Origin of the sequence: Pseudomonas corrugata (genome assembly GCF_001269905.1) — a bacterium.
In the GTDB taxonomy this organism is placed as follows: Bacteria; Pseudomonadota; Gammaproteobacteria; order Pseudomonadales; family Pseudomonadaceae; genus Aquipseudomonas; species Aquipseudomonas corrugata.
This window is the reverse complement of the sequence record NZ_LHVK01000003.1, coordinates 299,059-323,657: the sequence shown is the minus strand read 5'-3', so window position 1 is coordinate 323,657 and position 24,599 is coordinate 299,059. Positions and strand designations below refer to the sequence as shown.

Genomic DNA, 24,599 nt, shown 5'->3' with positions numbered 1-24,599 from the left:
TCGGATATCCGCTGGAGATATCTTGTGGGAGCAAGCTTTTCTGTGGGAGCCGAGCTTGCTCGCGATGAAGGCGACGCGGTGCAACTTCAAGGCCGTGTCATCGTTCATCGCGAGCAAGCTCGGCTCCCACATTGACCGCGTTGCCACTTGCATCTTTTTTTTTCAGTCTGCCTCTGCGGAGCCTTTTTCCCATGAAGCACAACGTCATCCTGGTAGTGCTCGACGGCCTCAATTACGAAGTCGCCCGGCATGCCATGGGACATTTGCAGGCTTACGTCAGCGCAGGACGCGCGGCTCTCTACAAACTGGAATGTGAACTGCCGGCCCTGTCCCGCCCGCTCTATGAATGCATCCTCACCGGCGTCGCGCCCATCGACAGCGGTATCGTGCACAACAACGTCTCGCGCCTGTCGAACCAGCGCAGCGTTTTCCACTACGCCACCGAAGGCGGCTTGAGCACGGCTGCCGCGGCGTACCATTGGGTCAGCGAGCTCTACAACACCTCACCGTTCGTGGCTGGGCGGGATCGTCATACCGACAACCCCGAGCTGCCGATCCAGTACGGACATTTCTACTGGAATGACCACTATCCCGATTCCCATCTGTTCGCCGACGCCGAACATTTGCGTCAGCGCTACGCGCCGAACTTTTTGCTGGTGCATCCGATGAATATCGACGATGCCGGCCACAAGCATGGCCTCGACACCCCGCAATACCGCAACAGTGCCCGTTCGGCGGACATCAACCTGGCGGTCTACCTGCAAGCCTGGCTCGATGGCGGTTATCAGGTGCTGGTGACTTCCGATCACGGCATGAGCAACGATCGCTCTCACAACGGCCTGTTGGCCGAGGAACGCGAGGTGCCGCTGTTCGTGTTTGGGGACAGCTTCAGCCTCGACCCCGCCGCGAATCCCCGGCAGACCGAACTGTGCGGCACCCTCTGCCAGTTGCTCGGTGTCGCTCACGACAAGCCCTATTGCCAGGAGTTGCTCAAGTGAACGCCATGACGCGCGGCAAATGGCTGGCAGCGTTGTGCCTGGTGCCCTTCGCGATTTTCTTCATCGTGTTCCAGATCGCCCCGCTGCTCTGGGTGCTGGTCAACAGCCTGGAGTCGGAAGAGTTCGGTTGGGGCCTGGCCAACTTCAGCAAGATCTTCAGTTCGAAGTTCTACCTGCAAGCGATCCAGCACAGCCTGGAAATCAGCTTCTGGTCCAGTGTGTTCGGGATCATCATCGCAGTACTCGGCAGCTACTCACTGCGCCGGGTCGATTCGAAGCTGCGCAACTTCGTCAACGCCTTCGCCAACATGACCAGCAACTTCGCCGGCGTGCCCCTGGCGTTCGCGTTCATCATTCTGCTGGGGTTCAACGGCAGCATCACCCTCATGCTCAAGCAAGCGGGGATCATCGAAGACTTCAACCTGTACTCGAAAACCGGGTTGATCATCCTCTACACCTACTTCCAGATTCCCTTGGGCGTGCTGCTGCTCTATCCGGCCTTCGACGCCCTGCGCGAAGACTGGCGCGAGTCCGCCGCGCTGCTGGGCGCCAACGGCTGGCAGTTCTGGCGGCACATCGGTCTGCCGGTGTTGACCCCGGCGCTGTTGGGTACATTCGTGATCCTGCTGGCCAACGCCCTGGGTGCCTACGCTACGGTGTACGCGTTGACCACCGGCAACTTCAACGTGCTGCCGATTCGCATCGCCGCCATGGTCTCCGGCGACATCTCCCTCGACCCGAACATGGCCAGCGCCCTGGCCGTGGTGCTGGTGGCGTTGATGACCCTGGTGACCGTCGTCCATCAGTTCCTGCTCAAGAGGAGCTACCATGTCTCGCGCTGAATCGAGCCCTGCCGGCCTCTATCATCGGGCAGTGGTGTACCTGTTGTTCGCCGTTTTGCTGTTGCCCCTGGCCGGCACGCTGGTCTACTCCATCGCCAGCAGCTGGTCGGCCACCGTGCTGCCCGCTGGCTTTACCTTCAAATGGTATGTGCAACTGTGGAGCGACCCACGTTTTCTCAGCGCCTTCGGCCAGTCGCTGATCGTCTGCGTCGGCGCGCTGGTGCTCTCGGTAGTGCTGATCCTGCCACTGCTGTTCGTGGTGCATTACCACTTCCCGAAGCTCGACGCGCTGATGAACATCCTCATCCTGCTGCCCTTCGCGGTGCCGCCGGTGGTGTCGTCGGTAGGACTGCTGCAACTCTATGGTTCCGGCCCGTTGGCAATGGTGGGGACGCCGTGGATCCTGATCGGCTGCTACTTCACCGTTGCCCTGCCGTTCATGTACCGCGCGATCACCAACAACCTGCAAGCCATCAACCTGCGCGACCTGATGGACGCTGCCCAACTGCTCGGTGCCAGCACTTTCCAGGCGGCCTTGCTGGTGGTGCTGCCCAACCTGCGCAAGGGCCTGATGGTGGCGTTGCTGCTGTCCTTCTCGTTCCTGTTCGGCGAGTTCGTGTTCGCCAACATCCTGGTGGGCACTCGCTATGAAACCCTGCAGGTCTACCTGAACAACATGCGCAACAGCAGCGGCCACTTCACCAGCGCCCTGGTGATTTCCTACTTCTTCTTCGTACTGGTCCTGACCTGGGCGGCGAACATTTTGAACAAGGACAAAAGCCAATGAGCTACGTCAGCGTCCAACACTTGCAAAAAGGCTACGCGGGCACGCCGGTGTTCAGCGACATCAATTGCGAAATCGGCAAGGGCGAATTCGTCACCCTCCTCGGCCCTTCCGGCTGTGGCAAATCCACGCTGTTGCGCTGCATTGCCGGGCTGACGGCGGTGGATGCCGGCAAGATCCTGCTGGACGGCCAGGACATCGTTCCCCTGAGCCCGCAAAAGCGCGGCATCGGCATGGTGTTCCAGAGTTACGCCCTGTTCCCCAATATGACCGTGGAACAGAACGTCGCCTTCGGCCTGCGCATGCAAAAGATCCAGGCCGAAGACAGCCGCCAGCGGGTGCAGGAGATCCTGCGCCTGGTGGAACTGCACGAGTTCGCCACCCGCTACCCCCATCAGCTCTCCGGCGGCCAGTGCCAGCGCGTTGCCCTCGCCCGCTCCCTGGTGACCCGGCCGCGCCTGTTGCTGCTGGACGAGCCGCTGTCAGCCCTGGATGCGCGGATTCGCAAACACCTGCGCGAACAGATCCGACAGATTCAGCGCGAGTTGGGTCTGACCACGATTTTCGTCACCCATGATCAGGAAGAAGCCCTGACCATGTCTGACCGGATTTTCCTGATGAACCAGGGAAAGATCGTACAGAGCGGCGATGCAGAAACCCTTTACACGGCGCCCGTCGACGTTTTTGCCGCCGGCTTCATCGGCAACTACAACCTGCTGGACGCCGACAGCGCCAGCCGATTGCTGCAACGGCCGGTGAACAGTCGCATCGCCATCCGCCCGGAAGCCATCGAGCTGAGTCGCAACGGCGCCGCCGATGCGTTGATCCGCAGCCACAGCCTGCTGGGCAATGTGATCCGATATCGGGTCGAAGCCCGCGGCGTGGAGTTGGTGGTGGATGTGCTCAACCGTTCGGCCGCCGACCTGCATCCCGAAGGCGCCCGCCTGGCGCTTTCCATCGATCCGTCGGCACTGTGTGAGGTAGCCTGATGGCTGAGTTGATTCTGAAGCTGATCTTGAGAAGGAAAGTGTGCTGATGGCCCTGGCAATTTTTGATCTGGACGAAACCCTGATCCACGGCGATTGCGCCACCCTCTGGAGCGAACAGATGGGGCGCCTGGGCTGGGTCGATCCCGAGTCGTTCATGCGTCGCAACAACGAGCTGATGGATGCCTACAGCCATGGCAAGCTGCGCATGGAAGAGTACATGGACTTCAGCCTGGAACCGATGATCGGCCGTACACCGGAAGAAGTCGAACACCTGGTGTCGCCCTGGGTGGAAGACTTCATCGAACCGATCATCTTCAGTGACGCCACCAAGGCCATCGCCGAACACCGCAAGGCCGGCGATCGGATCCTGGTGATCTCGGCCTCGGGCACGCATCTGGTGGGGCCGATTGCCGAGCGTCTGGGCATCGATGAGATCCTGGCGATCGAGCTTGAAGTGGCCCATGGGGCCTACAGCGGCAAAACCGTGGGCACCCTGACCTACCGTGAAGGCAAGATCGCCCGGTTGCTGGACTGGCTGGACGCCGAGGAAGAAAACCTGGAGGGGGCGAGCTTCTACTCTGATTCACGCAATGATCTGCCGCTGTTGCAACGGGTGGACTACCCCCATGTGGTGAACCCGGATCCGGTGTTGAAGGCCCATGCCGAATTGGCGGGGTGGCCTGTTCACAGTTGGAAGTGAATACAGCTCTCACAGTTTATCGAGGTGTTCACGAAAGCAGCGTCCGAGCACCCATCCCTTGTGGGAGCGAGCCTGCTCGCGATGGCGGTGGGTCAGTCAACCCGGATGCCAACGGGGCCGACGCTATCGCGAGCAAGCCCGGCTCCCACAGGTAAGCGTGCCATGACCATCTGGTGCGGATCGATGTCAGCTTCGGATCGAGCTAGAAGCCGCAATACACCTGCATCGGGCGGCGTGACCAGACATCCCTCATAGCTACTCGAACACGGAAAAGGCCTTGGCCAGTTCCAGCAGGGCATTTTCGTCCTGCACGTCCATATCGCCATCAGCATCGGTGTCAGTTTTGACGTTGACGGTATCGTAGGCGCCATTCGCTTTTGAAGCGGAGATAAAAGTCGCGAACTGTAGCGCCTCGTCTTTATAGAACTCCACGACAACGTCGGGTGAGCTGTCGTCGTCAATATCTTCTTTGAACAGGCGGATCTCTTGTTTGGCCATCACAACACCTCTTCTGTCAGGGAAACTATCAGAGAGACCTCTATGGCTCTCGAGGCAAATCTAGAGCGGCTGTCTTCACGCCGTCTACTGGCAGACCTGACAGGGTGTATATCCATCTAGTGAGTGAAATCAAACTGCCCTGTACGGGGGCATACAGAACAATGGCTTGTTCATGGCAATACTCTGACGTCGCGAATCTCGCCGCAGAGGGGCGTGGCCTACAACCATTGAAGAGGTATTAGCCGGCGGACAGCAGGTAACGTCTACTGTCAGGAATGACAGTTCGGACCAATACTCGGACATTGAAACCTTGTGGGAGCCAAGCTTGCTCGCGATTGCGGTGGGTCAGCTTGCACGATGTTGTCTGTGGTGCCGCCATCGCGAGCAGGCTCGCTCCCACAGGTTTTCGCGGGTTCATGAAAGCAATGTTCGGGCACCCATACTAATGAGATGGCTACCCCCGCCGCCCCCTGTGAACGCCCGCTAAGCTTTCACAGGGGGATCTATCGGAGACCGCCGTCATGAACAAAGTAGCTATTGTCGCCATCGACCTTGGAAAGCTCACCTTTCACGTACATGAGCAAGATGATCACGGGCATCCGCTTCTGCGCAAAAAATTTAAGCGAGTGGAACTCCTCCAGCACCTAGCAAATCTCGAGCCGTGCATCGTCGTGATGGAAGCTTGTGGCGGGGCCCATTTCATGGCGCAAGAAGTCGCCAAGTTAGGCCATTCGCCCAAACTGATAGCACCTCATCTCGTACGTCCCTATGTGAAAAGCAACAAAAACGATTTTGCCGATGCCGAGGCGATCTGCGAAGCAGGCAGTCGTCCAACGATGCGTTTTGTCCCCGTTAAAAACCAGACTCAGCAGGCGCTGGCAATGCTCAACTCGGTCCGCGACTCGCTCATCAAGGATCGCACGGCGACCGTCAATCGGATTCATGCCGCGTTTCTGGAAGTCGGCATCAGCCTGACCCCGGGCTATAAGTCGCTCAAGGACATACCGGCCCTGTTGGAAGCAAGTTCCTTTCACGGACTCATCCGCAAACTTGTGGCGGACTTGTACGAGCATTACCTCTACCTCAATCTGCGTATCAAGGTGTTGGACAAGGAGGTCGATTGCCAGGCCGCCGAAGTGGGCGACGGTAAGCAATTCAAATGTGGTCGAGACTACTCAGCCTCGATTGGGCTGGTCCCCAAACAACACTCAACGGGCGGGCGGACGGTACTTTTGGGCATCAGCAAACGAGGCGATCGAAATCAGAGACGCCTGTTCGTCCAGTGTGCCCAGACGTATGTGAACAGGCTGGATCGACAGGAAGGGAAGCTGGCTGATTGGGCTCGCAAGCTCCTGGCCAGCCACCGTCACCGCAATCTTGTGGTCTGCGCACTGGCCAACAAGTTCGCGAGGATCGCCTGGTCGATTGCGGCAAACCACACGGTATTCGATGCAGGGCCAAGCGCGATGAACGCTTGACCCTGCTGCTACCCGAGCACCACCCACCTGGTTTTGCGATGCTGAATAACAGATGACATGAACGGCTAACCGGCCTGACGAAAACCCTGGGCTCCCACACGGCTGCAAGGCCGTCACACTAATCAGGATCGTCGGGCATCGAATTCTCATCGAGGCGCAGGGACACAACTCCCCACTCAGACGCCGGATAGATGAAAGCAAGCCAAACACGCATCAAAGACAGTATTGCAGAAAAGGGGGTAACCATAGATGTGGGAGCGAGCCTGCTCGCGATGACGAACTACCTGCCAACACTGATGTTGGATGTGCAGGCCTCATCGCGAGCAGGCTCGCACACAAGGGGGATCTGTGCGGTCAGTCGATGAAGGTCACTACCCCACCGGCCAGGGATTTCACCCGCGCCAGGGACTCGACACGATAGCCCTGGGCATCGAGTTCCGAGCGGCCACCCTGGAACGACTTCTCGATCACGATCCCCAGCCCGGCCACGGTGGCGCCGGCCTGTTTGATGATGGAAATCAGCGCCTGGGAGGCTTTGCCGTTGGCCAGGAAGTCATCGATGATCAGTACCCGATCACTGCTGGTCAGGTGACGAGGGCTGATGGCTACGGTGCTCTCGGTCTTCTTGGTGAACGAATACACGGTCGCCGACAGCAGGTTTTCCGTCAGGGTCAGGGATTGCTGCTTACGGGCGAAAATCACCGGCACGCCAAGGTTCAGGCCGGTCATGATGGCCGGGGCAATGCCTGAGGCTTCGATGGTGACGATCTTGGTGATGCCCGAGTCCTTGAACAGCGCGGCGAACTCGTCGCCGATCTGTTTCATCAACTGCGGATCGATCTGGTGGTTCAGGAACGCGTCGACTTTCAGGACCTGGTCGGAAAGGACGATGCCTTGCTCGCGGATTTTCTGATGCAGGGCTTCCATGAAGCCTCCTCTGATAACGCCTCAAGGGCTCTGAAGGCGGGAAAAAGTAGTCGATTCTAGCGCTTTAGCATCGCTCGTATATCGGCCAAAGCGCTGTTGCCGCGAACGGCTTTTACTTCAGTCGGGGTGTCGTCGTTGCCTTCCCAGGCCAAGTCGTCCGGCGGCAGCTCATCGAGAAAGCGACTCGGCGCGCAGTCGATCACTTCACCGTATTGCTTGCGCTTTGCGGCGAAGGTGAAGGCCAGCGTCTGGCGGGCCCGGGTAATACCTACATAGGCCAGGCGCCGTTCTTCTTCGATGGTGTCGGCCTCGATGCTGGAACGGTGCGGCAGGATTTCCTCTTCCATGCCCATGATGAACACGTAAGGGAATTCCAGACCCTTGGACGCGTGCAGCGTCATCATCTGCACGCCTTCGGCACCGTCTTCCTCTTCTTGCTGACGCTCGAGCATGTCCCGCAGTACGAGTTTGCCGATAGCGTCCTCGACGGTCATTTCACCGTCTTCGTCTTTTTCCAGGGTGTTCTTCAAGGCTTCGATCAGGAACCAGACGTTGCCCATGCGGTAGTCGGCGGCCTTGTCGCTGGAGCTGTTGGTGCGCAGCCAGTTCTCGTAGTCGATGTCCATGACCATGCTGCGCAGGGCCGCGATCGGATCTTCCCCGGCGCACTGCTCGCGGACGCGGTCCATGAAGCGCTTGAAGCGCGCCAGGCGGTCGGTGAAACGGCTGTCCAGGTGTTCGCCCAGGCCGATTTCGTCGGTGGCAGCGTACATCGAGATTTTGCGCTCGGTGGCGTAGTTGCCGAGTTTTTCCAGCGTGGTCGAGCCGATTTCCCGGCGTGGAACGTTGATCACCCGCAGGAACGCGTTGTCGTCGTCCGGGTTCACGATCAGGCGGAAATAGGCCATCAGGTCCTTCACTTCCTGACGGCCGAAGAAGCTGTTACCCCCTGACAGACGATAGGGGACCTGGTGATGCTGCAATTTCAACTCGATCAGCTTGGCCTGGTAGTTGCCGCGGTACAGGATCGCAAAATCGCTGTATGGCCGGTCGGTGCGCAGGTGCAGGCTGAGGATTTCCATGGCCACGCGCTCCGCTTCGGCGTCTTCGTTGCGGCAGCGGATCACGCGGATCTCGTCGCCGTGGCCCATCTCGCTCCAGAGCTGCTTTTCGAACTCGTGGGGGTTGTTGGAAATCAGCACGTTGGCACAGCGCAGGATGCGGCTGGTAGAGCGGTAGTTCTGCTCCAGCATCACCACTTTGAGTGACGGGTAGTCTTCCTTGAGCAGCATCAGGTTTTCCGGTCGCGCGCCACGCCAGGCGTAGATCGACTGGTCGTCGTCGCCGACCACGGTGAACTGGTTGCGCTTGCCGATGAGCAGTTTCACCAGCAGGTATTGGCTGGCGTTGGTGTCCTGGTATTCGTCCACCAGCAGGTAGCGAACCTTGTTCTGCCATTTCTCGAGGATGTCGGCGTGTTCCTGGAACAGCTTGACCGGCAACAGGATCAGGTCGTCGAAGTCCACCGCATTGAACGCTTTGAGCGTGCGCTGGTAATGGGTGTAGACGATGGCGGCGGTCTGTTCCTTGGGATTGCGGGCGTTTTCCAGGGCTTCGGCGGGCAGCACCAGGTCGTTTTTCCAGGCACCGATCATGTTCTTGATCTCGTCGACGCCGTCGTCGCCCGCGTACTCCTTCTGCATGATGTCGGTCATCAGGGCCTTGACGTCGGTCTCGTCAAAAATCGAGAAGCCCGGCTTGTAGCCCAGTCGCACGTGTTCCTTGCGGATGATGTTCAGGCCCAGGTTGTGGAAGGTGCAGACCGTCAGACCACGGCCTTCGCCGGCGCGCAGCAGGCCGCCGACCCGTTCTTTCATTTCCCGGGCGGCTTTGTTGGTAAAGGTCATGGCGACGATGTACTGGGCGCGGATGCCACAGTTCTGGATCAGGTGCGCGATCTTGCGGGTGATCACACTGGTCTTGCCGGAGCCAGCACCGGCGAGCACCAAAAGAGGGCCGCCGACATAGTTCACGGCTTCTTGCTGCCGGGGGTTGAGTCGGGACATGACTGGGTCTGGGAGTCGTTTGCGAAAAATGGGCCGGCATTTTAACAGGCTCAGAGAATTGTGCTGCTCTGTCCGACATCAGGCGCGTTTCGCGGCCTTGATGCCGGGATTTTGAGTGGATTGGCGCTGATGTTCGGCCTGGAATGGAAAAAAATCGCCGAAAGCCCGTTTTTGAGAACTATTGGCACTGGTCATTGTCGGTCGGCAAGTCATAATGCCCAGCGCCTACCCCCTTGCAGAGTCTACGGAGTCAGCTTGTCCACGCCTGTCGAACCCTTGCGTTTGCTGTTATTGGCCGAAGAGCCTGAGTGGTCAGCGATATTACGCGAGTGCCTGGCGCCCATGGCGGGCTCGGTCGTATTGATCACTGCCCCGAACTGGGAGTCGGTCAGCAGCCTGTTCGAAGACAACCGCAATGCGGTTCTGTTGACGGTCGCGGCCTTGCAGCCGGCGCCCGGCCGCTGCCATCTGCCAACCGTCCTGCTGCTTGAACACGAGCCTGCGACGCTACCCGATGGCGCCAGCGACTGGCTGGTGCGTGACCTGCTCGACAGCGCGACCCTGCGCCGTTGCCTGCGCCATGTACGTGAGCGCGGCGTCCTGGAAAACACCTTGCAGCGTCTCGCCGAACAGGACCCATTGACCGGCATTGCGAACCGCCAGGGGTTCCAGACTCTTCTGGCGGCACGCCTGGCCGAAAGCGATGGCCGTGGCCTGGCTCTCGGCCATCTGGATCTGGACAACTTCCGTCACGCCAACGACGCCCTCGGGCATCAGGCCGGTGATCGCTTGATCCTGCAGGTGGTATCGCGCCTCAAGGGTGCGCTCGAAGCCGGCGATCAACTGGCGCGGCTGGGCAGCGACGAGTTCGCCTTGTTGATCGATACCCGCCGGGCCCCTCAGCGGGCCGAATGGATGGCCGAGCGCATCACGCAAGCCATGGCCGAACCTTACTGGGTAGACGGCGAAAGCCTGCTGATCGGCTGCAGCCTGGGCATTGCCCACGCTCGGGCGCAGGCGGGTGCAGATCCGCTGATGTGGCACGCCCACATCGCCATGCAACAGGCCAAGAGCACCCAAGGCTGCACCTTTCATGTCTTCAACGAGCGTATCAACCGCAACGCTCGCAGCCTCGCCGACCTGGAAAGCGAATTACGCCGGGCGCTGCGTCGTGACGAACTGGAGTTGCACTACCAGCCCCGGCTGGACCTCGAGAGCGGCCATATCGTCGGCCTCGAGGCTCTGGTGCGTTGGCGCCACGGCGAGCGTGGGCTGCTGCCACCGAGTGAATTCGTGCCGCTGGCCGAACAGAGCGGCCTGATCGTTCCGCTGGGCTACTGGGTGATTTCCCGCGCGCTGCGGGATATGCAGGCCCTGCGCGAGCGCGGGCTGGCGCCGCTGCATATGGCGGTAAACCTGTCGTTCCGGCAGTTCCAGGACAGCCAGTTGCTGTCGACCCTGAGTCGGTTGATCAGCGAGCGGGGCGTCGAAGCCCAATGGCTGGAGTTCGAACTCACCGAAACCGCGGTCATGCGTCGCAGCGAATTGGTCAAGCAGACGATGGATGCCCTCGGCCGGTTGGGGGTGCGTTTCTCCCTGGACGATTTCGGCACTGGATTTTCCTCGTTCGTGCACCTCAACAGCCTTCCCATCGCCCTGCTGAAGATCGACAAGAGCTTCGTCGGCGGCATGGAGCAACGCGAAGAGAACCGCAAGCTGGTGCACGCGATGATCAACCTGGCCCACAACCTCAACCTGGAGGTGGTGGCCGAAGGTGTTGAAACCCGAGAGCAACTGGACCTGTTGCGCGGTTTCGGTTGCGATCAGGTGCAGGGCTTCCTGATCAGCAAACCGTTGCCGCTGCCTGAGCTGGTGGAATACCTGACGTTCGATGGTCATCAGGCAACGCGGGACGTGGTGGGCTGACCCCACCCCGCGGGCTGACACAATCCCCGGTGGGAGCGAGCCTGCTGGCGATAGCGGTGTGTCTGATACCTCGATCTTGACTGATCGACCGCCATCGCGAGCAGGCTGGCTCCCACACGGGTTGTTCATTCAGTCTGGACGATCTCGAAACCCTGTTGTCCCGGCTCGCCCCTGATCATCCGCTTCATCTTCCCTTCGAACGCCAACGTCAGGCTCACCGCCGCGCAGGCCAGCCCCAGGGCCAGCCCCCACCAGACGCCGGTCGCTCCCCAGCTCAGGTGAAACGCCATCCACCAGGCCGCCGGCGCGCCAATCAGCCAATAGCAACCCAGGCCCACCAGGAACGTGGTCTTGGCGTCCTTGAGCCCACGAATGCAGCCCATGGCGATGGTCTGCGTGCCGTCGAACAGTTCGAACCACGCCGCCACGGCCAGCAGGCTCACCGCCAGGTCGATCACTGGACGGAACGCCGGGTCGTTGTGGTCAAGGAACAATCCGATCAACTGATTCGGCAACAGCCAGAACACCATGGCGAAGGTCAGCATCACCGCCGCGCCGAAGCCTATGCCGACCCGTCCGGCCATTCGCGCCATCAGCAGGTGGCCGGCGCCATAGTGCTGGCCGATACGCATCGTGATGGCGTACGAGATGCCTGCCGGCACCATGAACGCCACTGAAACGATCTGCAGGGCGATCTGATGGGCCGCCAACGGCGTGCTGCCCATGGTGCCCATGCACAGCGCGGCGAATGCGAACAGCCCGACTTCCACGGCATAGGTGCCGCCAATCGGCAGGCCCAGGCGCCACAGCTCCTTGAGGTACTGGCGATTCGGCCGGAACAGCCCCTCAAGCAGTGGGTACTCGCGGTATGCCGGATGCCGGTGGATATGCCAGGCCAGCGCCAGGGCCATGCAACTGGCAACGATGGCAGTAACCAGGCCGATGCCCATCAAGCCCAGTTTCGGCAGCCCGAACATACCGGTGATGAGCGCGTAATTGAGCAGGAAGTTGGCCACCGTGCCGCCGAGGCTGATCACCATGACCGGCGTGGCACGGCCAATGGCGCTGGTGAAACCGCGCAGGGCCATGAAGCTCAGATAGCCGGGCAAAGCAAACGGTAGTGCTAGCAGGAACTGTCCGGCGGACATCACGTTGGTTTCGGTCTGGCCGAACATCAGTAGCACCGGCTTGAGGTTCCATAGCAGCAACCCGGCGACCAGGGCCATCAGCCAGGCCAGCCACAATCCGGCCTGGGTCAATCGGGTGGCGCCCTCGATGTCGCCAGCACCGTGACGGATCGCGACCAGCGTGCCTACCGCCGCGATTACGCCGATGCAGAAAATCGACACGAACGAATAACTCGCCGCCCCCAGTCCACCGCCGGCCAGGGCTTCGGGGCTCAGGCGCGCCATCATCAAGGTGTCGGTCAGGACCATCAACATGTGCGCCAACTGCGAGGCAATCAACGGCCCCGCCAGCCGCAGGATGGCCCGGAGTTCGGTACGCACGGGATGCTGCATGATCATCACGCTCCCTGTTCAAACGAGGCTGTAAACCGTCGATTCTCGGCGCTTGCGATGCTTTGCACAAAAGGATAAAAACGATGGCTGATATGATTAAAACTCATGCATGAGTTCTTTCCGCTAGTGGCCTGTACGGTTAATTTGAGTGCATGAGTTAGCCGCACAGGCCCCTAGGTTGCGTGAACCCCGTCACTGGAGCGTTTCCCGATGTCGCGTCGTCTTCCACCTCTTTATGCGTTGCGGGCATTCGAAGCGGCGGCGCGCTACAGCTCGTTCACCCGGGCCGCAGAAGAGTTGTCGATTACCCAGAGTGCGGTCAGCCGCCACATCCGCACGCTTGAGGAGCATTTCGCCTGCCGGCTGTTTCAGCGCAGCGGTCGCAATCTGCAATTGACTGAAGCGGCGCGATTGCTGCTGCCAGGCATACGCGATGGGTTCATGGCGCTGGAGCGGGCCTGCCATACACTGTCTGGTGAAGACGGCATCCTGCGCATGAAGGCCCCCTCGACCCTGACCATGCGTTGGTTGCTGGCGCGCTTGAGTCGTTTCCGGCATTTGCAGCCGGGCAATGAGGTGCAACTGACCAGCGCCTGGATGGACGTCGATTCGGTGGACTTCAATACCGAACCTTTCGATTGCGCAGTGCTGCTGGGCAACGGACATTTCCCAGCGGATTGGGAAGCCAGTTTCCTGTTCCCCGAGGAACTGATCCCGGTGGGCGCGCCGAACCTGTTGAACGATCAACCGTGGGATGTGCAGCGGCTGGCCAACGCCGAACTGCTCCATCCCACTCCGGACCGTCGCGACTGGCGCAGTTGGCTGGAGCGTATGGGCTTGTCCGACAAGGTCTCGCTCAAGGGCGGGCAGGTGTTCGATACGCTGGAGCTGGGCATGATTGCCGCGGCACGCGGTTACGGTGTTTCCATGGGCGACCTGTTGATGGTGGCCGAAGACGTGGCCCAAGGGCGTTTGAGCCTGCCGTGGCCGACGGCAGTCGCCAGTGGCGAGCACTATTATCTGGTCTGGCCGAAAACCCGTCCGGGAGGTGAGCGTTTGCGTCGGCTCAGTGACTTCCTCCAGGGCGAAGTCAGTGCCATGCAACTGCCCGCGGTGGAGCGTCTTGGCTGAAACGTTGCAGTAAGCGTAATGGCGGCCTGATATTATTCCCTGCAAACCGCTCAAGTATTCGGCTTGGCTGCCGAACCCGTGAACATGGAACCCTCGTTCAGAAAGGGTAAATACATACCTACCTTGAATAAACGCCGAGCGTGCGACGTGATCAGAATGATCCGGTGTCTCGGCCAGGAGCCGTCATGTCTCAACCCCGTGCCCGGATCGCCTCACAGCTAGGCCTTGCCCTTGCCGTGATACTGGCGATCGTGATCTCCGGCAGTACCGTCTTCGCCTTGCGATCGCTGGACGCCGCCAACCTCGCCACTCGTGAAGAGCATCTGGCCAGCGAAGCACGCCTGATGGCCGATCAGCTCAATACCTTCCATGGCACCTTGCGTGAGAGCACACAGCGCTTGGCTGGCCTGTTCGAGAAGCGCTTCAGCGCGGGCCTGCAAGTGCATCCGGATCAGCCGGTTACGGTGGCAGGCGTGCAGACCCCGAGCCTGAGCCTGGGCAGCGAGGTACTGAATAACAACTTCAAGGAAGTTGACGAGTTCAAGCAAATGACTGCCGGGACTGCCACGGTATTCGTGCGCAGCGGCGACGATTTCATCCGCGTCAGTACGTCGGTGGCCAAGCAGGACGGTTCGCGGGCCATTGGTACCCTGCTTGACCATGCCAGCCCGGCTTACGCCCGCTTGACGAGTGGGCAGAGCTATATTGGCCGCGTCTTGCTCTTTGGCCGCTACTACATGACCCAGTACAGCCCGGTGCAGGACAGCAGTGGCAAGATCATCGCTGCGCTGTATGTCGGTTTCGACTACACCGACGCGCAAAATGCGCAGTTCGAAAATCTCAAGCGTTTCCGTATTGGCAAGACCGGCTCGCTGGCGCTGCTGGATGAGCAAAACAAATGGCTGGTACCGCCGGCCGGCGTTCAGGCGCTGGATGCTGCTGTCACTACAGTCGTCAGCCTGGTGAAGGAGCCGGGTAAGGGCGCGTTCTGGAGCGACACCGCGGAAGATTTCTACAGCGTCGCCGTACCGTTCGAGGGTGGACCGTGGGCGGTGGTGGCGAGCATGCCGAAGGCCGAGATTCGCGAGGTGACCTGGAGCGTTGGTACGCAGCTGGCCATTGGCAGCTTGCTGGCAATGTTGTTGGCGGTCGGTGCGGCGATGTGGCTGCTGCGCAGCAAGCTGGCACCCCTGGGTGATCTGGTGCGCCAAGCCGAAGCGCTGGGCGCCGGCGACCTGAGCGTGCGCCTGAACGTGTCGAGCCATGATGAAATCGGCCAACTGTCCCGTGCTTTCAACCAGATGAGCCAGGCGCTGTCGACCATGGTCGAGCACATCCGCAAGGCTTCCCAGGAGGTCAGCAGCCGTGCCCAGGCCCTATCGGGATTGTCCAGCGGCGCCTACGAAGGAATGGAGCAGCAATCCGGGGAAATCACCAGCATGGCCGGCGCGGTGGAAGAGTTCAGCGCCACTTCGTTGAACATTGCCGATAACATGGGCAATACCGAGCGCCTGGCTCAGGATAACGCCCAGCAAACGCGGATCGGTCGGACATCGATGGATGAAGCGTCTTCGTCCCTGGAGCAGATTGCCGGGGCATTGAACAGCACCGCTACGGTCATCAACACCTTGGGCCAGCGTTCCCAGGAAATCGGCGGGATCGTCGGCGTGATCACCTCCATCGCCGAGCAGACCAACCTGCTGGCCCTGAACGCCGCCATCGAAGCCGCCCGTGCAGGCGAGCAGGGGCGTGGTTTCGCCGTGGTGGCGGATGAGGTCCGTAGTCTGGCCTCCCGTACCCGTCAGGCCACTGACGAGATTTCCAGCATGATCACCAGCATCCAGCAGGAAACCGGCAATGCCATCAGCACGATGGAACAGGGCAACCTGTTGATGCAGGAAGGTCTGTCGCGCAACGCCAACGTGGCCTCGGCCCTGGCACGCATCGACGAGCAAAGCCGTTCGGCCGGCCAGCAGTTCGCGGCGATCACCACCGCTACCCAAGAACAAAGCAGCACGGCAACCCTGCTCAGCAGCAACCTGCAGAGTATCGCCATGGCCAACAGCGAGCAGCGCGAAGTGGTCTCGAACCTGGCGGTCACTGCCAAGGAACTGGAAAAATTGGCGCAGGACCTGCGCCATGAAGTCGATCGGTTCCGCTGAGTCCCCTATAACCGCAGCCAGCAAGCTCATCCCAGATCATTATGGGAGCGAGCCTGCTCGCGATGGCTTTCAACCGTCAATATCTAATTGCCCCCGGCCACTGTGGGAGCCGAGCTTGCTCGCGATAGCATCATGTCAGGCGACAGAGATATCGCCCGATCCAATGCCATCGCGAGCAATCTCGGCTCCCACACACTTTGTGTCGCTAATCTCTCCGGTCTGCTTTTTTTTAGAGTTATTGCCGTTTTTAAGCTTGCTGAAACGTTTCTTCAAGTCTATAAAAACCGCACAACTCCAATAAAAGGCCAAGTCCATGACTCCGTTCAAACTCCTCGTTACCCTTGGCGCCCTGGGCGCTGCCTCCCATGCCATGGCCTGGGACTATGTGCTTCTTGACACTGATAAAGCCGCTCAGCCCTGGCAGATCACCAGCCAGCAGCTCGGTGTGAAGACCGACAAACCCTTTTCCGTGACGATGCGCACCCTGCACGGCGGTCGCCAGGAAGGCGTCAGCATCGTCGACATCGACAACGGCACCATGAAGCTTTCGGTCGTTCCGACCCGGGGCATGAACGTACTGCAGGCGTCGGTCGGGAATGCGCGGATGGGTTGGGATTCGCCGGTCAAGGAAGTGGTCAATCCGGCTTTCATCGAACTCAACGGGCGCGGTGGGTTGGGATGGCTCGAAGGTTTCAACGAGCTGGTCACCCGTTGTGGTTACGAGTGGGTAGGTCACCCTGGCATGGACAATGGTGAACTGCTGACGCTGCACGGTCGTGCGGCCAATATCCCGGCCAACAAGGTCACCTTGCACATCGACGAAAAAGCGCCTTACGCCATTACCCTGAGGGGCGAGTTGAAAGAGCAGGCTTTCAAGAAAGTCGATTTTTCGGTGCAGACCGAGTTGGTCACCGAGCCTGGCAGCGTGACCTTCGCTCTCAACGACACGTTGACCAACAACGGCGACTATCCAAAGGAATACCAGGCGCTCTACCACAGCAACTTCAGCACGCCATTCCTGGAGCAGGGGGCTCGTTTCGCGGCACCGGTCAAGCAAGTCTCGCCATTCAATGACAAGGCCAAGGGCGATCTGGCTGACTGGCAAACCTACCGGGCGCCCACCAAGGATTACGACGAAACCGTCTATAACCTCGTGCCTTACGCCGACGCCAAGGGCGACACGCTCACCGTGCTCCACAACAAGGCCGGTAGCCTCGGTGTATCGGTGGGCTTCAACACAGGAACGCTTCCCGTGTTCTCCCTGTGGAAAAACACCGATACCCAAGGGCAGGGGTACGTGACCGGGCTGGAGCCTGGCACCAGTTTTTCCTATAACCGCCACTATCAGCGTCCACTGGGACTGGTGCCCACTATCGCGCCGAAAGAGCAAAAACACTTCCAGATCTACTACAGCCTGCTGGCGGACAAGGGCGCCGTGGACAAAGCCCTCAAGCGCATCAATGAGATCCAGGGTGATCGCAAGACCGAGGTACGAAACACGCCGCTGGTGGACCTGACCAAACCGTGACACGGTTCAAGCCGTAGCAGGTCGATACTGCAAGGCTTCAGCCAGGTGCTCCCGGCTGATACGGCCCGCCTGCTCGAGGTCCGCCAGTGTCCGCGCGACCTTGAGCAAGCGATGGGCAGCCCGTAGCGACAAGGTCAGTCGCTCGCAGGCGGTTTCCAGCCACGTTTCATCGGCTGTGGATAACGTGCAATGCCGGCGCAAGCCGGGTAGATCCAGAAAAGCGTTGGCACAGCCCTGGCGTATCTGCTGGCGTTCGCGGGCTTCGGCCACTTGTTCGGCCACGGTGGCCGTGTCCTCACCCGGTTCGCACCTGGGATTGAGCGCCGTGGCTTCCCGTGCGACCGTCAGGTGCAGGTCGATGCGGTCCAACAAGGGACCTGAGAGCTTGTTGCGGTAGCGCTGCACCATGTCGGGTGTGCAGGAGCAACGGCCGCTGGGCTCGCCCAGGTATCCGCAGGGGCAGGGGTTCATTGCCGCCACCAGCTGGAAGCGCGCCGGAAAGCGCACGCGGTCGCGGGCGCGCGAGACGACGATCTGGCCCGATTCGAGTGGCTCCCGCAGGACTTCCAGTACCTTGCGGTCGAACTCCGGCAATTCATCCAGGAACAACACACCATGATGGGCCAGGGTGATCTCGCCTGGCTGCGGTTTGGATCCTCCGCCCACCAGCGCCGGGCCAGATGCCGAATGATGGGGCTGGCGAAAAGGGCGTTGCGGCCAGTGGCTCAAGGGCACGCAACTGGCAACCGACTGGATCGCCGCGACCTCCAGGGCCTCGCTCTCGGCCAGTGGCGGTAGCAGTCCCGGCAAACGACTCGCCAGCAATGTCTTGCCGGTACCCGGTGGTCCGCTGAATAGCAGGTTGTGCGCGCCGGCGGCAGCGATCAGCAAGGCACGCTTGGCCCCGACCTGGCCTTGAACTTCCTTCAGGTCGGGGTAGGGCTTGCTGGCCGAGAGCAGTCCGTTCGAGACGAAGGGCTCGACCGGAGCGTGGCCGTTGAAATGCGCCACTACTTCAAGCAGATGATCCACGGCGATGACTCTCAGGCCCGAGGCCAGGCAGGCTTCCTCGGCATTCGCCCGCGGCACCACCAGCGTGCGTCCGGCCTTGCGTGCGGCCAGCGCTGCGGGCAATACCCCGCGCACCGGTCGCACAGCGCCGGATAGCGCCAGCTCACCGAGGCATTCCACATCGTCCAGCGTCAGGGTCGGCACCTGCACGCTGGCCGCAAGGATGCCCAGAGCAATGGCCAGGTCGAACCGCCCGCCGTCCTTCGGTAGATCCGCTGGTGCGAGGTTCAAGGTAATGCGCCGCGCCGGGAAGTTCAGCCCCGAATTGATGATCGCGCTGCGCACCCGGTCCTTGCTTTCCTTCACCGCCGCCTCCGGCAAGCCGACCATCGTCAATGACGGCAGGCCATTGGCAAGATGGACCTCAACGGTAACGGCGGGAGCCTCCACCCCCACCTGGGCGCGGCTATGGACAATGGCGAGCGACATGAATCATTCCTTGAAGGGGATATAAAGACCGCATCCTGCGGTGCTTGAAGGTTAGTCGTGGGAAAGTGCTCCGGTGTGGCAACTGAGGAGTGAAATATTGGCAGGATGTTTCGGGTAATTTGCCCCGCATGATTGTGTTCACTTGGCGTGTCACGTTTCCATTGGCTATCGGGCTGGTATTTTCTTGGTAGTGATGGTCGATGCATCACATCGACCACGTCATCACTTGCCGAGTAAGGGGCCCCCTCAGGAAAAATTAGATCAGCCTCATATAGTTCCATGGCTGAGTGTTTGTCACTGCCAGGACTGTTTAAATCCCGTCTTGCCGTTGGCTGCTCGCCATTCCTTGACGACCTTCAGAATTCCTTCCGGACTATCCTCGACACCAGACTCTGGATAAAAAATCAGTTCATTACCTTGAGGATGCTCCGTGACTTTTGCAAAGTGTTCGATGAGCTTGTCATGCTCTTGCTCTGTGGGCACGTCTGTAGTCCATATCTTATTGAGAATCTCTAGAAACTCGGTCTCGGTGTATTCTTCAAAATTGTCCTTAAGTTTCATTTTTTTTCAGAGCTCTATTTTCTGTCGCGGAGCATGTTGTTTGCCGTAACCCTATAAATATTGGCAACGAGGTTAACGGGGCATCGTTTTTTAAGAACGTGCATAGTGAACTTCAGGCTTCACCTTGCCGCCGAAAAATGCTCATGGCCCCTGCTAGACTGCGATCTGTGGCAATCCAATGGCACAGGGAGGACGCGGCCATGAACGATCTGCTGGCGTTGTTGACCGATAACCGCTTCATGCCCCATGGGCATTGCTATCTGTGGCGCCCGGATCTGCTCTGGACCAACGTGATTGCGGACGGGCTGATCACGTTCTCCTACATCACCATTCCCTTTACGCTCATCTACTTTATCCACAAGCGCAAGGACGTGCCTTTCGACTGGATGCTGGCGGCCTTCGGCGTTTTCATCCTGGCCTGCGGGACCAGCCATGTGATGGAAATCCTGACCATCTGGCAACCCTACTACTGGCTGTCGGCGCTGGTTAAGGTGATCACCGCGATTGCTTCGGTGATTACCGCCGTCCTGCTGATCCGGCTGGTGCCTGCGGCCCTGAAGATTCCCAGCCCGCAGCAAATGGCCAGGGTCAACGACGAGTTGCGCGAGGCCCAGGCTGAACTGGTCACCACCGCACGCCGGGCGGGCATGGCGGAAATCGCCACGAATGTGCTGCATAACGTGGGCAACGTACTCAATAGCGTCAATGTGTCGGCCCAGGTCCTGTATGACAAAGTGCATACGTCCAAAGGGTAGGGGGTCGCCAAGGTCGTTCAATTGATGAAGGAGCATTCCGATAATCTCGGCGACTTCTTCAGTAGCAATCCGAAAGGTCGCGCGTTGCCGGACTATCTCGGCAAGCTGGCCGAGTCGCTGGCCGTCGAGCAGCAGAGCATGATCAACGAGTTGGCGCAGTTGACCAGGAGCATTGACCATATCAAGGAAATCGTTGCCACCCAGCAGTCATATGCCGGTAATTCCAGTGTGCTGGAGGCAGGCTCGTTGCGAGAGTTGATCGAGGATGTGGTGCGCATCTGTCATGTGTCCCTGGCCCGTCATCAGGTGACACTGGTCAAGGAACTCAATGACGTCCCGACAATGGCGCTGGATAAGCACAAGGTGCTGCAGATACTGATCAACCTGATCAACAACGCCAAGCAGGCGCTTGATCCGGTCACGGATCGCCCGTCGCGGATCACCCTGCGCCTGAAAGCCATTGATGACAAGCGTGTGCGAATCGAGGTCGAGGACAACGGCGAGGGTATCGCCATGGACAATCTACCCCGGCTGTTCGAGCACGGTTTCACGACACGGGTCGACGGCCACGGTTTCGGCCTGCACAGTTGCATCCTTGCGACCCATGAAATGGGCGGCGAGCTGACCGTGCAGAGTGCCGGGCCTGGGCAGGGAGCTTTGTTTGCGTTGGAGCTGCCGATAGCGCTTGATCAGGGGCAATCCCTGCAAGCAGCGGGTGGGTAAGCAGGTCTTGTCGCGGCTGTTTACTCCTCCGCTGGAGCCAGCCGCGCCTCCAGCTCTGCCACCTTCGCCTCCAGGCTTTCGAGGCGCGCCCGGGTGCGGGCCAGCACGACCATCTGACTGTCGAATTCTTCCCGGCTCACCAGGTCCAGCTTGCTGAAGCCGCTTTGCAACAGCGCCTTGAACTGGCCTTCGATTTCGCTTTTGGGCAGCGGAGTGTCACCGCTCAGGAGGCGGGAGGCGTGGCCGCTGAGGGCGTCTAGCAGGTCTTTGGGGGCAAGCATGGCAGCAATCCTGGAAACGATGGCGGCAGTGTATCACGCAGTGTCTATAGTCAATCCGCATGCGCTGGATGCACGTTTTTCGCGCACAGGGTCGAGCGGTGCCGCACTGTTGTTGTGCGTATCGTTGCGGTTCTTGAGGTGGCGGAGGCTGATGCGGCAGGTAAATCCTTGAAAACACGGGACTTGGGCACAGATGGCAAGGTTTCTGCTTAGAGGCTCATGACCCATGCACTGATGCAGTCGTTGTGACGAATGCAGTGCAGCCAGACGAAGCGGGGAGCTGCGGCTGGCACGGTTGACTGGCGCTGGTCGGACAACTTGGGCCGACGGTGCGTTACAAAGCCAGGCACTGCGCTTAGACTTGAGTCGGGTTTGTTTTCCTGGGGCAAGTCCACCAATTCGGGAGAGAGTTTCATGAAGCTAGTCACTGCCATCATCAAGCCGTTCAAACTGGACGATGTGCGCGAGTCGTTGTCCGAGATCGGCGTGCAGGGCATCACCGTTACTGAGGTCAAAGGCTTCGGCCGGCAGAAAGGTCACACCGAGCTGTATCGCGGCGCGGAATACGTGGTCGATTTCCTGCCCAAGGTGAAGATCGACGTCGCCATTGACGACAAGGATCTTGACCGGGTGATCGAGGCAATCACCAAGGCCGCCAACACCGGCAAGATCGGTGACGGAAAGATCTTTGTGGTCAATCTGGAACAGGCTATTCGCATCCGTACCGGCGAAACCGATACCGACGCCATCTAAAGCCGCCAAACCCAACGCCCCAGGAGAAAACAATATGACTCTGCGTAAATTCGCAGGGCTAGGAGCCCTGTTGTCCTTCGTAATGCCTGGCCTGGCCATGGCAGAAGAAGCGGCAGCCCCTGTCCTCAACTCCGGCGACACCGCCTGGATGCTGACGTCCACCATTCTTGTACTGTTCATGACCATTCCTGGCCTGGCGCTGTTCTACGGCGGCATGGTTCGGTCGAAAAACCTTCTTTCCGTGATGATGCAGTGCTTCGCCATTACCGGTCTGATCAGCATCCTGTGGGTCATCTATGGCTACAGCATTGCGTTCGACACCACCGGCATGGAACAGGGCGTCGTCAACTTCAACTCCTTCGTCGGTGGCCTGGGCAAGGCGTTCCTGGCGGGCGTGACCCCGGCGAGCATCACCGGTCCGACAGCGCTGTTCCCTGAAGCAGTATTCGTCACTTTCCAGATGACCTTCGCCATTATCACCCCGGCCCTGATCGTTGGCGCCTTTGCCGAGCGGATGAAATTCTCCGCCATGCTCATCTTCATGGGCGTGTGGTTCACCCTGGTGTATGCGCCGATTGCGCACATGGTCTGGTCCGGTAACGGCGGCCTGCTGTGGGACTGGGGCGTGCTCGACTTCGCCGGCGGCACCGTGGTGCACATCAACGCCGGTATCGCAGGCCTGGTGGCGTGCCTGGTACTGGGCAAGCGCAAAGGCTTCCCGACCACACCAATGGCGCCGCATAACCTGGGTTACACCCTGATGGGCGCCGCCATGCTGTGGGTCGGCTGGTTCGGCTTCAACGCCGGTTCCGCCGTCGCCGCCAACGGCACGGCCGGCATGGCCATGCTGGTCACTCAAATTGCTACCGCTGCCGCAGCATTGGGCTGGATGTTTGCCGAGTGGATCACCCACGGCAAGCCAAGCGCACTGGGCATTGCTTCAGGCGTGGTGGCGGGTCTGGTTGCGATTACTCCGGCTGCCGGCACCGTGGGCCCGATGGGCGCCCTGGTCATCGGCCTGGCGGCGGGCGTGGTGTGCTTCTTCTGCGCAACCACCCTCAAACGCAAACTCGGCTATGACGATTCCCTGGATGCCTTCGGCGTGCATGGCATCGGCGGTATCCTCGGTGCGATCCTCACCGGCGTATTTGCAGCGCCTGCACTGGGTGGCTTCGGCACAGTGACGGACATTGCTGCGCAAGTGTGGATTCAAGTCAAAGGCGTGGGCTTCACGGTGATCTACACCGCGATCGTCACCTTCATCATCCTCAAGGTCCTGGATGCCGTCATGGGGCTGCGTGTCTCCGAGGAAGAAGAGGCCGTTGGCCTGGATCTGGCCCAGCACAACGAGCGGGGTTACAACCTGTAAACCCAGGCAAAAAATATGCCCGGTTCGCCGGGCATTTTTTTGCCTGGAATTTGTCAACGCTCACAGGAAGAGCCAGTTTTTCCGAAGTCTTTCTGTCTTGTGGGTGACAAGGGTTTTCCGGCGCCAAAGGCTTACGTCGAAGGTGGAATATTAGGCTCTTTGTTTTTTTCCTGAGCGCGCTAGAATGCGCGCCGAGCGTGCGGAGAACTGTATGTGGCAACAGACGCTGATCACCCTGCGGGCAAGGCCCCGGGGCTTTCATCTGGTGACGGACGAGTTGCTCGCCGGCCTGCCTGAACTACGGGCTTGTCGCGTCGGTCTGTTGCATCTGTGGCTGCAGCATACCTCGGCCTCGTTGACCATCAACGAGAACGCCGATCCGGCGGTACGTCGAGACTTCGAACGATTTTTCAATCGGCTGATCCCACAAGGAACTGCCGATTATGAGCACAACGACGAAGGCCTGGACGACCTCCCGGCGCACTTCAAGGCCAGCGTGCTGGGATGTCAGCTCAGCCTTCCGGTGACGGACGGGCGACTGGCACTGGGTACCTGGCAAGGTGTTTATCTGGGCGAGCACCGTGATCATGGCGGTGCTCGTAAAGTCCTCGCCACCTTGTACGGTGAAGGGGCATGACCGCCGATTGCCGGTGGATGTTGAATTTTTTCTGGCAGCCTTCGACAGATGGCGTAGCTGGGCTATAACTAATCTGCTTTTCGCAAGTCATGAGGTAGAACATGAGCGACGATGATCTGGAAAACGACGACCTCGAAGTAGGTGAAGAAGACGAGGCCGAAGACGGCCTGGAAGCGGCGGCCGAAGACGTTGCCGACGACGATGGCGCCGATATACCGGCCCCGACCGCCAAGGGTAAGGCCAAGGCTGCGGTGTCGGTCGACGAGTTGCCGAGCGTAGAGGCCAAGAACAAGGAGCGTGATGCGCTCGCCAAGGCCATGGAAGAATTCCTGGCCAGGGGCGGAAAGGTGCAGGAAGTGGAGGCCAATGTGGTCGCCGATCCGCCCAAGAAGCCTGACAACAAGTACGGCAGCCGCCCTATCTGAGTTCTGCTTCCTGCTTGCCGAAAAAGCCCGCCGTCGTCGCGGGCTT

General features: G+C 60.0%; 23 protein-coding genes and 1 pseudogene. 17 read left to right on the top strand and 7 right to left on the bottom strand.

The window, feature by feature from the left end; translation table 11 throughout:
* The first annotated feature begins 191 nt into the window (after window positions 1-191).
* Genes AD665_RS01745 through AD665_RS01725 form a run of 5 tightly spaced genes read left to right on the top strand, consistent with a single transcriptional unit; the run spans window position 192 to window position 4,313 of the window.
* Window positions 192-998: an alkaline phosphatase family protein gene (locus tag AD665_RS01745; RefSeq protein ID WP_024779626.1), complete on the top strand. Its 807-nt coding sequence runs from the start codon at window positions 192-194 to the stop codon at window positions 996-998.
* A 5-nt stretch (window positions 999-1,003) separates the two neighbouring features.
* Window positions 1,004-1,840, top strand: a complete 837-nt coding sequence (locus AD665_RS01740; RefSeq protein WP_162232172.1) for an ABC transporter permease — start codon at window positions 1,004-1,006, stop codon at window positions 1,838-1,840.
* Window positions 1,827-2,627: an ABC transporter permease gene (locus tag AD665_RS01735; protein WP_024779624.1), complete on the top strand. Its 801-nt coding sequence runs from the start codon at window positions 1,827-1,829 to the stop codon at window positions 2,625-2,627. The genes AD665_RS01740 and AD665_RS01735 overlap by 14 nt, the downstream gene beginning before the upstream one ends.
* The gene (locus AD665_RS01730; RefSeq protein ID WP_024779623.1) at window positions 2,624-3,613 is read left to right on the top strand and encodes an ABC transporter ATP-binding protein; all 990 of its coding nucleotides are present in this window, start codon (window positions 2,624-2,626) and stop codon (window positions 3,611-3,613) included. The genes AD665_RS01735 and AD665_RS01730 overlap by 4 nt, the downstream gene beginning before the upstream one ends.
* Before the next feature lie 46 nt (window positions 3,614-3,659).
* Window positions 3,660-4,313: an HAD family hydrolase gene (locus AD665_RS01725; RefSeq protein ID WP_053190632.1), complete on the top strand. Its 654-nt coding sequence runs from the start codon at window positions 3,660-3,662 to the stop codon at window positions 4,311-4,313.
* 255 nt (window positions 4,314-4,568) lie between these two features.
* Here the strand turns inward: AD665_RS01725 and AD665_RS01720 are convergent, their stop codons facing one another.
* A complete protein-coding gene (locus AD665_RS01720; protein WP_053190629.1) occupies window positions 4,569-4,811 on the bottom strand; it encodes a hypothetical protein in 243 nt (80 codons plus the stop codon).
* Between the two features lie 521 nt (window positions 4,812-5,332).
* On the opposite strand from AD665_RS01720, the gene AD665_RS01715 reads away from it, so the two are divergent.
* The gene (locus tag AD665_RS01715; RefSeq protein WP_053190627.1) at window positions 5,333-6,289 is read left to right on the top strand and encodes an IS110 family RNA-guided transposase; all 957 of its coding nucleotides are present in this window, start codon (window positions 5,333-5,335) and stop codon (window positions 6,287-6,289) included.
* Window positions 6,290-6,643: 354 nt separating this feature from the next.
* On the opposite strand, the gene AD665_RS01710 is transcribed toward AD665_RS01715, so the two are convergent.
* Window positions 6,644-7,216 (bottom strand): xanthine phosphoribosyltransferase, encoded by a 573-nt coding sequence (locus AD665_RS01710; protein WP_024780573.1) that lies wholly within the window; start codon window positions 7,214-7,216, stop codon window positions 6,644-6,646.
* A gap of 56 nt (window positions 7,217-7,272) precedes the next feature.
* Window positions 7,273-9,282 carry a DNA helicase Rep gene (gene rep / locus AD665_RS01705; RefSeq protein ID WP_024780572.1) on the bottom strand — a complete coding sequence of 670 codons (2,010 nt, stop codon included), beginning with the start codon at window positions 9,280-9,282 and terminating at the stop codon, window positions 7,273-7,275.
* A gap of 255 nt (window positions 9,283-9,537) precedes the next feature.
* Here rep and AD665_RS01700 point away from each other — a divergent pair, with 255 nt between their 5' ends.
* Entirely contained in the window at window positions 9,538-11,208 is a 1,671-nt protein-coding gene (locus tag AD665_RS01700; RefSeq protein WP_053190625.1) for a putative bifunctional diguanylate cyclase/phosphodiesterase, read from the top strand.
* Window positions 11,209-11,333: 125 nt separating this feature from the next.
* On the opposite strand, the gene AD665_RS01695 is transcribed toward AD665_RS01700, so the two are convergent.
* Window positions 11,334-12,734 (bottom strand): NorM family multidrug efflux MATE transporter, encoded by a 1,401-nt coding sequence (locus AD665_RS01695; RefSeq protein ID WP_053190623.1) that lies wholly within the window; start codon window positions 12,732-12,734, stop codon window positions 11,334-11,336.
* Between the two features lie 204 nt (window positions 12,735-12,938).
* Here AD665_RS01695 and AD665_RS01690 point away from each other — a divergent pair, with 204 nt between their 5' ends.
* From AD665_RS01690 to AD665_RS01675, 4 genes and pseudogenes are all read left to right on the top strand, one after another.
* A complete protein-coding gene (locus tag AD665_RS01690) occupies window positions 12,939-13,859 on the top strand; it encodes a LysR substrate-binding domain-containing protein (protein ID WP_024780569.1) in 921 nt (306 codons plus the stop codon).
* Window positions 13,860-14,044: 185 nt separating this feature from the next.
* Window positions 14,045-15,118: pseudogene (locus AD665_RS28070) on the top strand (Cache 3/Cache 2 fusion domain-containing protein); the annotation flags it as partial.
* Window positions 15,119-15,160: 42 nt separating this feature from the next.
* Window positions 15,161-16,021, top strand: a complete 861-nt coding sequence (locus AD665_RS28065; protein WP_392396980.1) for a methyl-accepting chemotaxis protein — start codon at window positions 15,161-15,163, stop codon at window positions 16,019-16,021.
* Between the two features lie 313 nt (window positions 16,022-16,334).
* Window positions 16,335-17,549, top strand: a complete 1,215-nt coding sequence (locus AD665_RS01675) for an aldose 1-epimerase family protein (protein ID WP_053190619.1) — start codon at window positions 16,335-16,337, stop codon at window positions 17,547-17,549.
* A 6-nt stretch (window positions 17,550-17,555) separates the two neighbouring features.
* On the opposite strand, the gene AD665_RS01670 is transcribed toward AD665_RS01675, so the two are convergent.
* Window positions 17,556-19,049, bottom strand: a complete 1,494-nt coding sequence (locus AD665_RS01670) for a YifB family Mg chelatase-like AAA ATPase (protein WP_024780566.1) — start codon at window positions 19,047-19,049, stop codon at window positions 17,556-17,558.
* 294 nt (window positions 19,050-19,343) lie between these two features.
* Window positions 19,344-19,610: a bacteriocin immunity protein gene (locus AD665_RS01665; protein ID WP_024780565.1), complete on the bottom strand. Its 267-nt coding sequence runs from the start codon at window positions 19,608-19,610 to the stop codon at window positions 19,344-19,346.
* Window positions 19,611-19,810: 200 nt separating this feature from the next.
* On the opposite strand from AD665_RS01665, the gene AD665_RS27745 reads away from it, so the two are divergent.
* Together AD665_RS27745 and AD665_RS27740 are read left to right on the top strand one after the other, a co-directional pair.
* The gene (locus AD665_RS27745) at window positions 19,811-20,365 is read left to right on the top strand and encodes a hypothetical protein (RefSeq protein ID WP_231995008.1); all 555 of its coding nucleotides are present in this window, start codon (window positions 19,811-19,813) and stop codon (window positions 20,363-20,365) included.
* A gap of 24 nt (window positions 20,366-20,389) precedes the next feature.
* On the top strand, window positions 20,390-21,088 hold the full coding sequence (locus AD665_RS27740; RefSeq protein WP_231995009.1) for a sensor histidine kinase: 699 nt from the start codon (window positions 20,390-20,392) through the stop codon (window positions 21,086-21,088).
* A 20-nt stretch (window positions 21,089-21,108) separates the two neighbouring features.
* On the opposite strand, the gene AD665_RS01655 is transcribed toward AD665_RS27740, so the two are convergent.
* Window positions 21,109-21,369 (bottom strand): accessory factor UbiK family protein, encoded by a 261-nt coding sequence (locus AD665_RS01655; RefSeq protein ID WP_024780563.1) that lies wholly within the window; start codon window positions 21,367-21,369, stop codon window positions 21,109-21,111.
* Between the two features lie 414 nt (window positions 21,370-21,783).
* On the opposite strand from AD665_RS01655, the gene glnK reads away from it, so the two are divergent.
* From glnK to sutA, 4 genes are all read left to right on the top strand, one after another.
* Entirely contained in the window at window positions 21,784-22,122 is a 339-nt protein-coding gene (gene glnK / locus AD665_RS01650) for a P-II family nitrogen regulator (RefSeq protein WP_002555808.1), read from the top strand.
* A 34-nt stretch (window positions 22,123-22,156) separates the two neighbouring features.
* Window positions 22,157-23,491: an ammonium transporter gene (locus AD665_RS01645; RefSeq protein ID WP_024780562.1), complete on the top strand. Its 1,335-nt coding sequence runs from the start codon at window positions 22,157-22,159 to the stop codon at window positions 23,489-23,491.
* A 211-nt stretch (window positions 23,492-23,702) separates the two neighbouring features.
* Complete coding sequence (locus tag AD665_RS01640; protein WP_024780561.1) at window positions 23,703-24,128, top strand: secondary thiamine-phosphate synthase enzyme YjbQ; 426 nt, start codon at window positions 23,703-23,705, stop codon at window positions 24,126-24,128.
* 101 nt (window positions 24,129-24,229) lie between these two features.
* Entirely contained in the window at window positions 24,230-24,553 is a 324-nt protein-coding gene (gene sutA / locus AD665_RS01635; protein ID WP_024780560.1) for a transcriptional regulator SutA, read from the top strand.
* The last annotated feature ends 46 nt before the right edge of the window (window positions 24,554-24,599 follow it).

Excerpts from the sequence above, each read along its gene's own strand:
- AD665_RS01665 (WP_024780565.1), bottom strand. The coding sequence starts at position 19,610 with ATGAAACTTAAGGACAATTTTGAAGAATACACCGAGACCGAGTTTCTA.
- AD665_RS01695 (WP_053190623.1), bottom strand. The coding sequence starts at position 12,734 with ATGATCATGCAGCATCCCGTGCGTACCGAACTCCGGGCCATCCTGCGG.
- AD665_RS01730 (WP_024779623.1), top strand. The coding sequence starts at position 2,624 with ATGAGCTACGTCAGCGTCCAACACTTGCAAAAAGGCTACGCGGGCACG.
- AD665_RS01640 (WP_024780561.1), top strand. The coding sequence starts at position 23,703 with ATGTGGCAACAGACGCTGATCACCCTGCGGGCAAGGCCCCGGGGCTTT.
- AD665_RS01710 (WP_024780573.1), bottom strand. The coding sequence starts at position 7,216 with ATGGAAGCCCTGCATCAGAAAATCCGCGAGCAAGGCATCGTCCTTTCC.
- AD665_RS01655 (WP_024780563.1), bottom strand. The coding sequence starts at position 21,369 with ATGCTTGCCCCCAAAGACCTGCTAGACGCCCTCAGCGGCCACGCCTCC.
- AD665_RS01745 (WP_024779626.1), top strand. The coding sequence starts at position 192 with ATGAAGCACAACGTCATCCTGGTAGTGCTCGACGGCCTCAATTACGAA.
- rep (WP_024780572.1), bottom strand. The coding sequence starts at position 9,282 with ATGTCCCGACTCAACCCCCGGCAGCAAGAAGCCGTGAACTATGTCGGC.
- AD665_RS01735 (WP_024779624.1), top strand. The coding sequence starts at position 1,827 with ATGTCTCGCGCTGAATCGAGCCCTGCCGGCCTCTATCATCGGGCAGTG.
- AD665_RS01725 (WP_053190632.1), top strand. The coding sequence starts at position 3,660 with ATGGCCCTGGCAATTTTTGATCTGGACGAAACCCTGATCCACGGCGAT.
- AD665_RS01645 (WP_024780562.1), top strand. The coding sequence starts at position 22,157 with ATGACTCTGCGTAAATTCGCAGGGCTAGGAGCCCTGTTGTCCTTCGTA.
- AD665_RS28065 (WP_392396980.1), top strand. The coding sequence starts at position 15,161 with ATGAGCCAGGCGCTGTCGACCATGGTCGAGCACATCCGCAAGGCTTCC.
- glnK (WP_002555808.1), top strand. The coding sequence starts at position 21,784 with ATGAAGCTAGTCACTGCCATCATCAAGCCGTTCAAACTGGACGATGTG.
- AD665_RS01740 (WP_162232172.1), top strand. The coding sequence starts at position 1,004 with ATGACGCGCGGCAAATGGCTGGCAGCGTTGTGCCTGGTGCCCTTCGCG.
- AD665_RS27745 (WP_231995008.1), top strand. The coding sequence starts at position 19,811 with ATGAACGATCTGCTGGCGTTGTTGACCGATAACCGCTTCATGCCCCAT.
- AD665_RS01715 (WP_053190627.1), top strand. The coding sequence starts at position 5,333 with ATGAACAAAGTAGCTATTGTCGCCATCGACCTTGGAAAGCTCACCTTT.
- AD665_RS01720 (WP_053190629.1), bottom strand. The coding sequence starts at position 4,811 with ATGGCCAAACAAGAGATCCGCCTGTTCAAAGAAGATATTGACGACGAC.
- AD665_RS01690 (WP_024780569.1), top strand. The coding sequence starts at position 12,939 with ATGTCGCGTCGTCTTCCACCTCTTTATGCGTTGCGGGCATTCGAAGCG.
- sutA (WP_024780560.1), top strand. The coding sequence starts at position 24,230 with ATGAGCGACGATGATCTGGAAAACGACGACCTCGAAGTAGGTGAAGAA.
- AD665_RS01670 (WP_024780566.1), bottom strand. The coding sequence starts at position 19,049 with ATGTCGCTCGCCATTGTCCATAGCCGCGCCCAGGTGGGGGTGGAGGCT.
- AD665_RS27740 (WP_231995009.1), top strand. The coding sequence starts at position 20,390 with ATGAAGGAGCATTCCGATAATCTCGGCGACTTCTTCAGTAGCAATCCG.
- AD665_RS01675 (WP_053190619.1), top strand. The coding sequence starts at position 16,335 with ATGACTCCGTTCAAACTCCTCGTTACCCTTGGCGCCCTGGGCGCTGCC.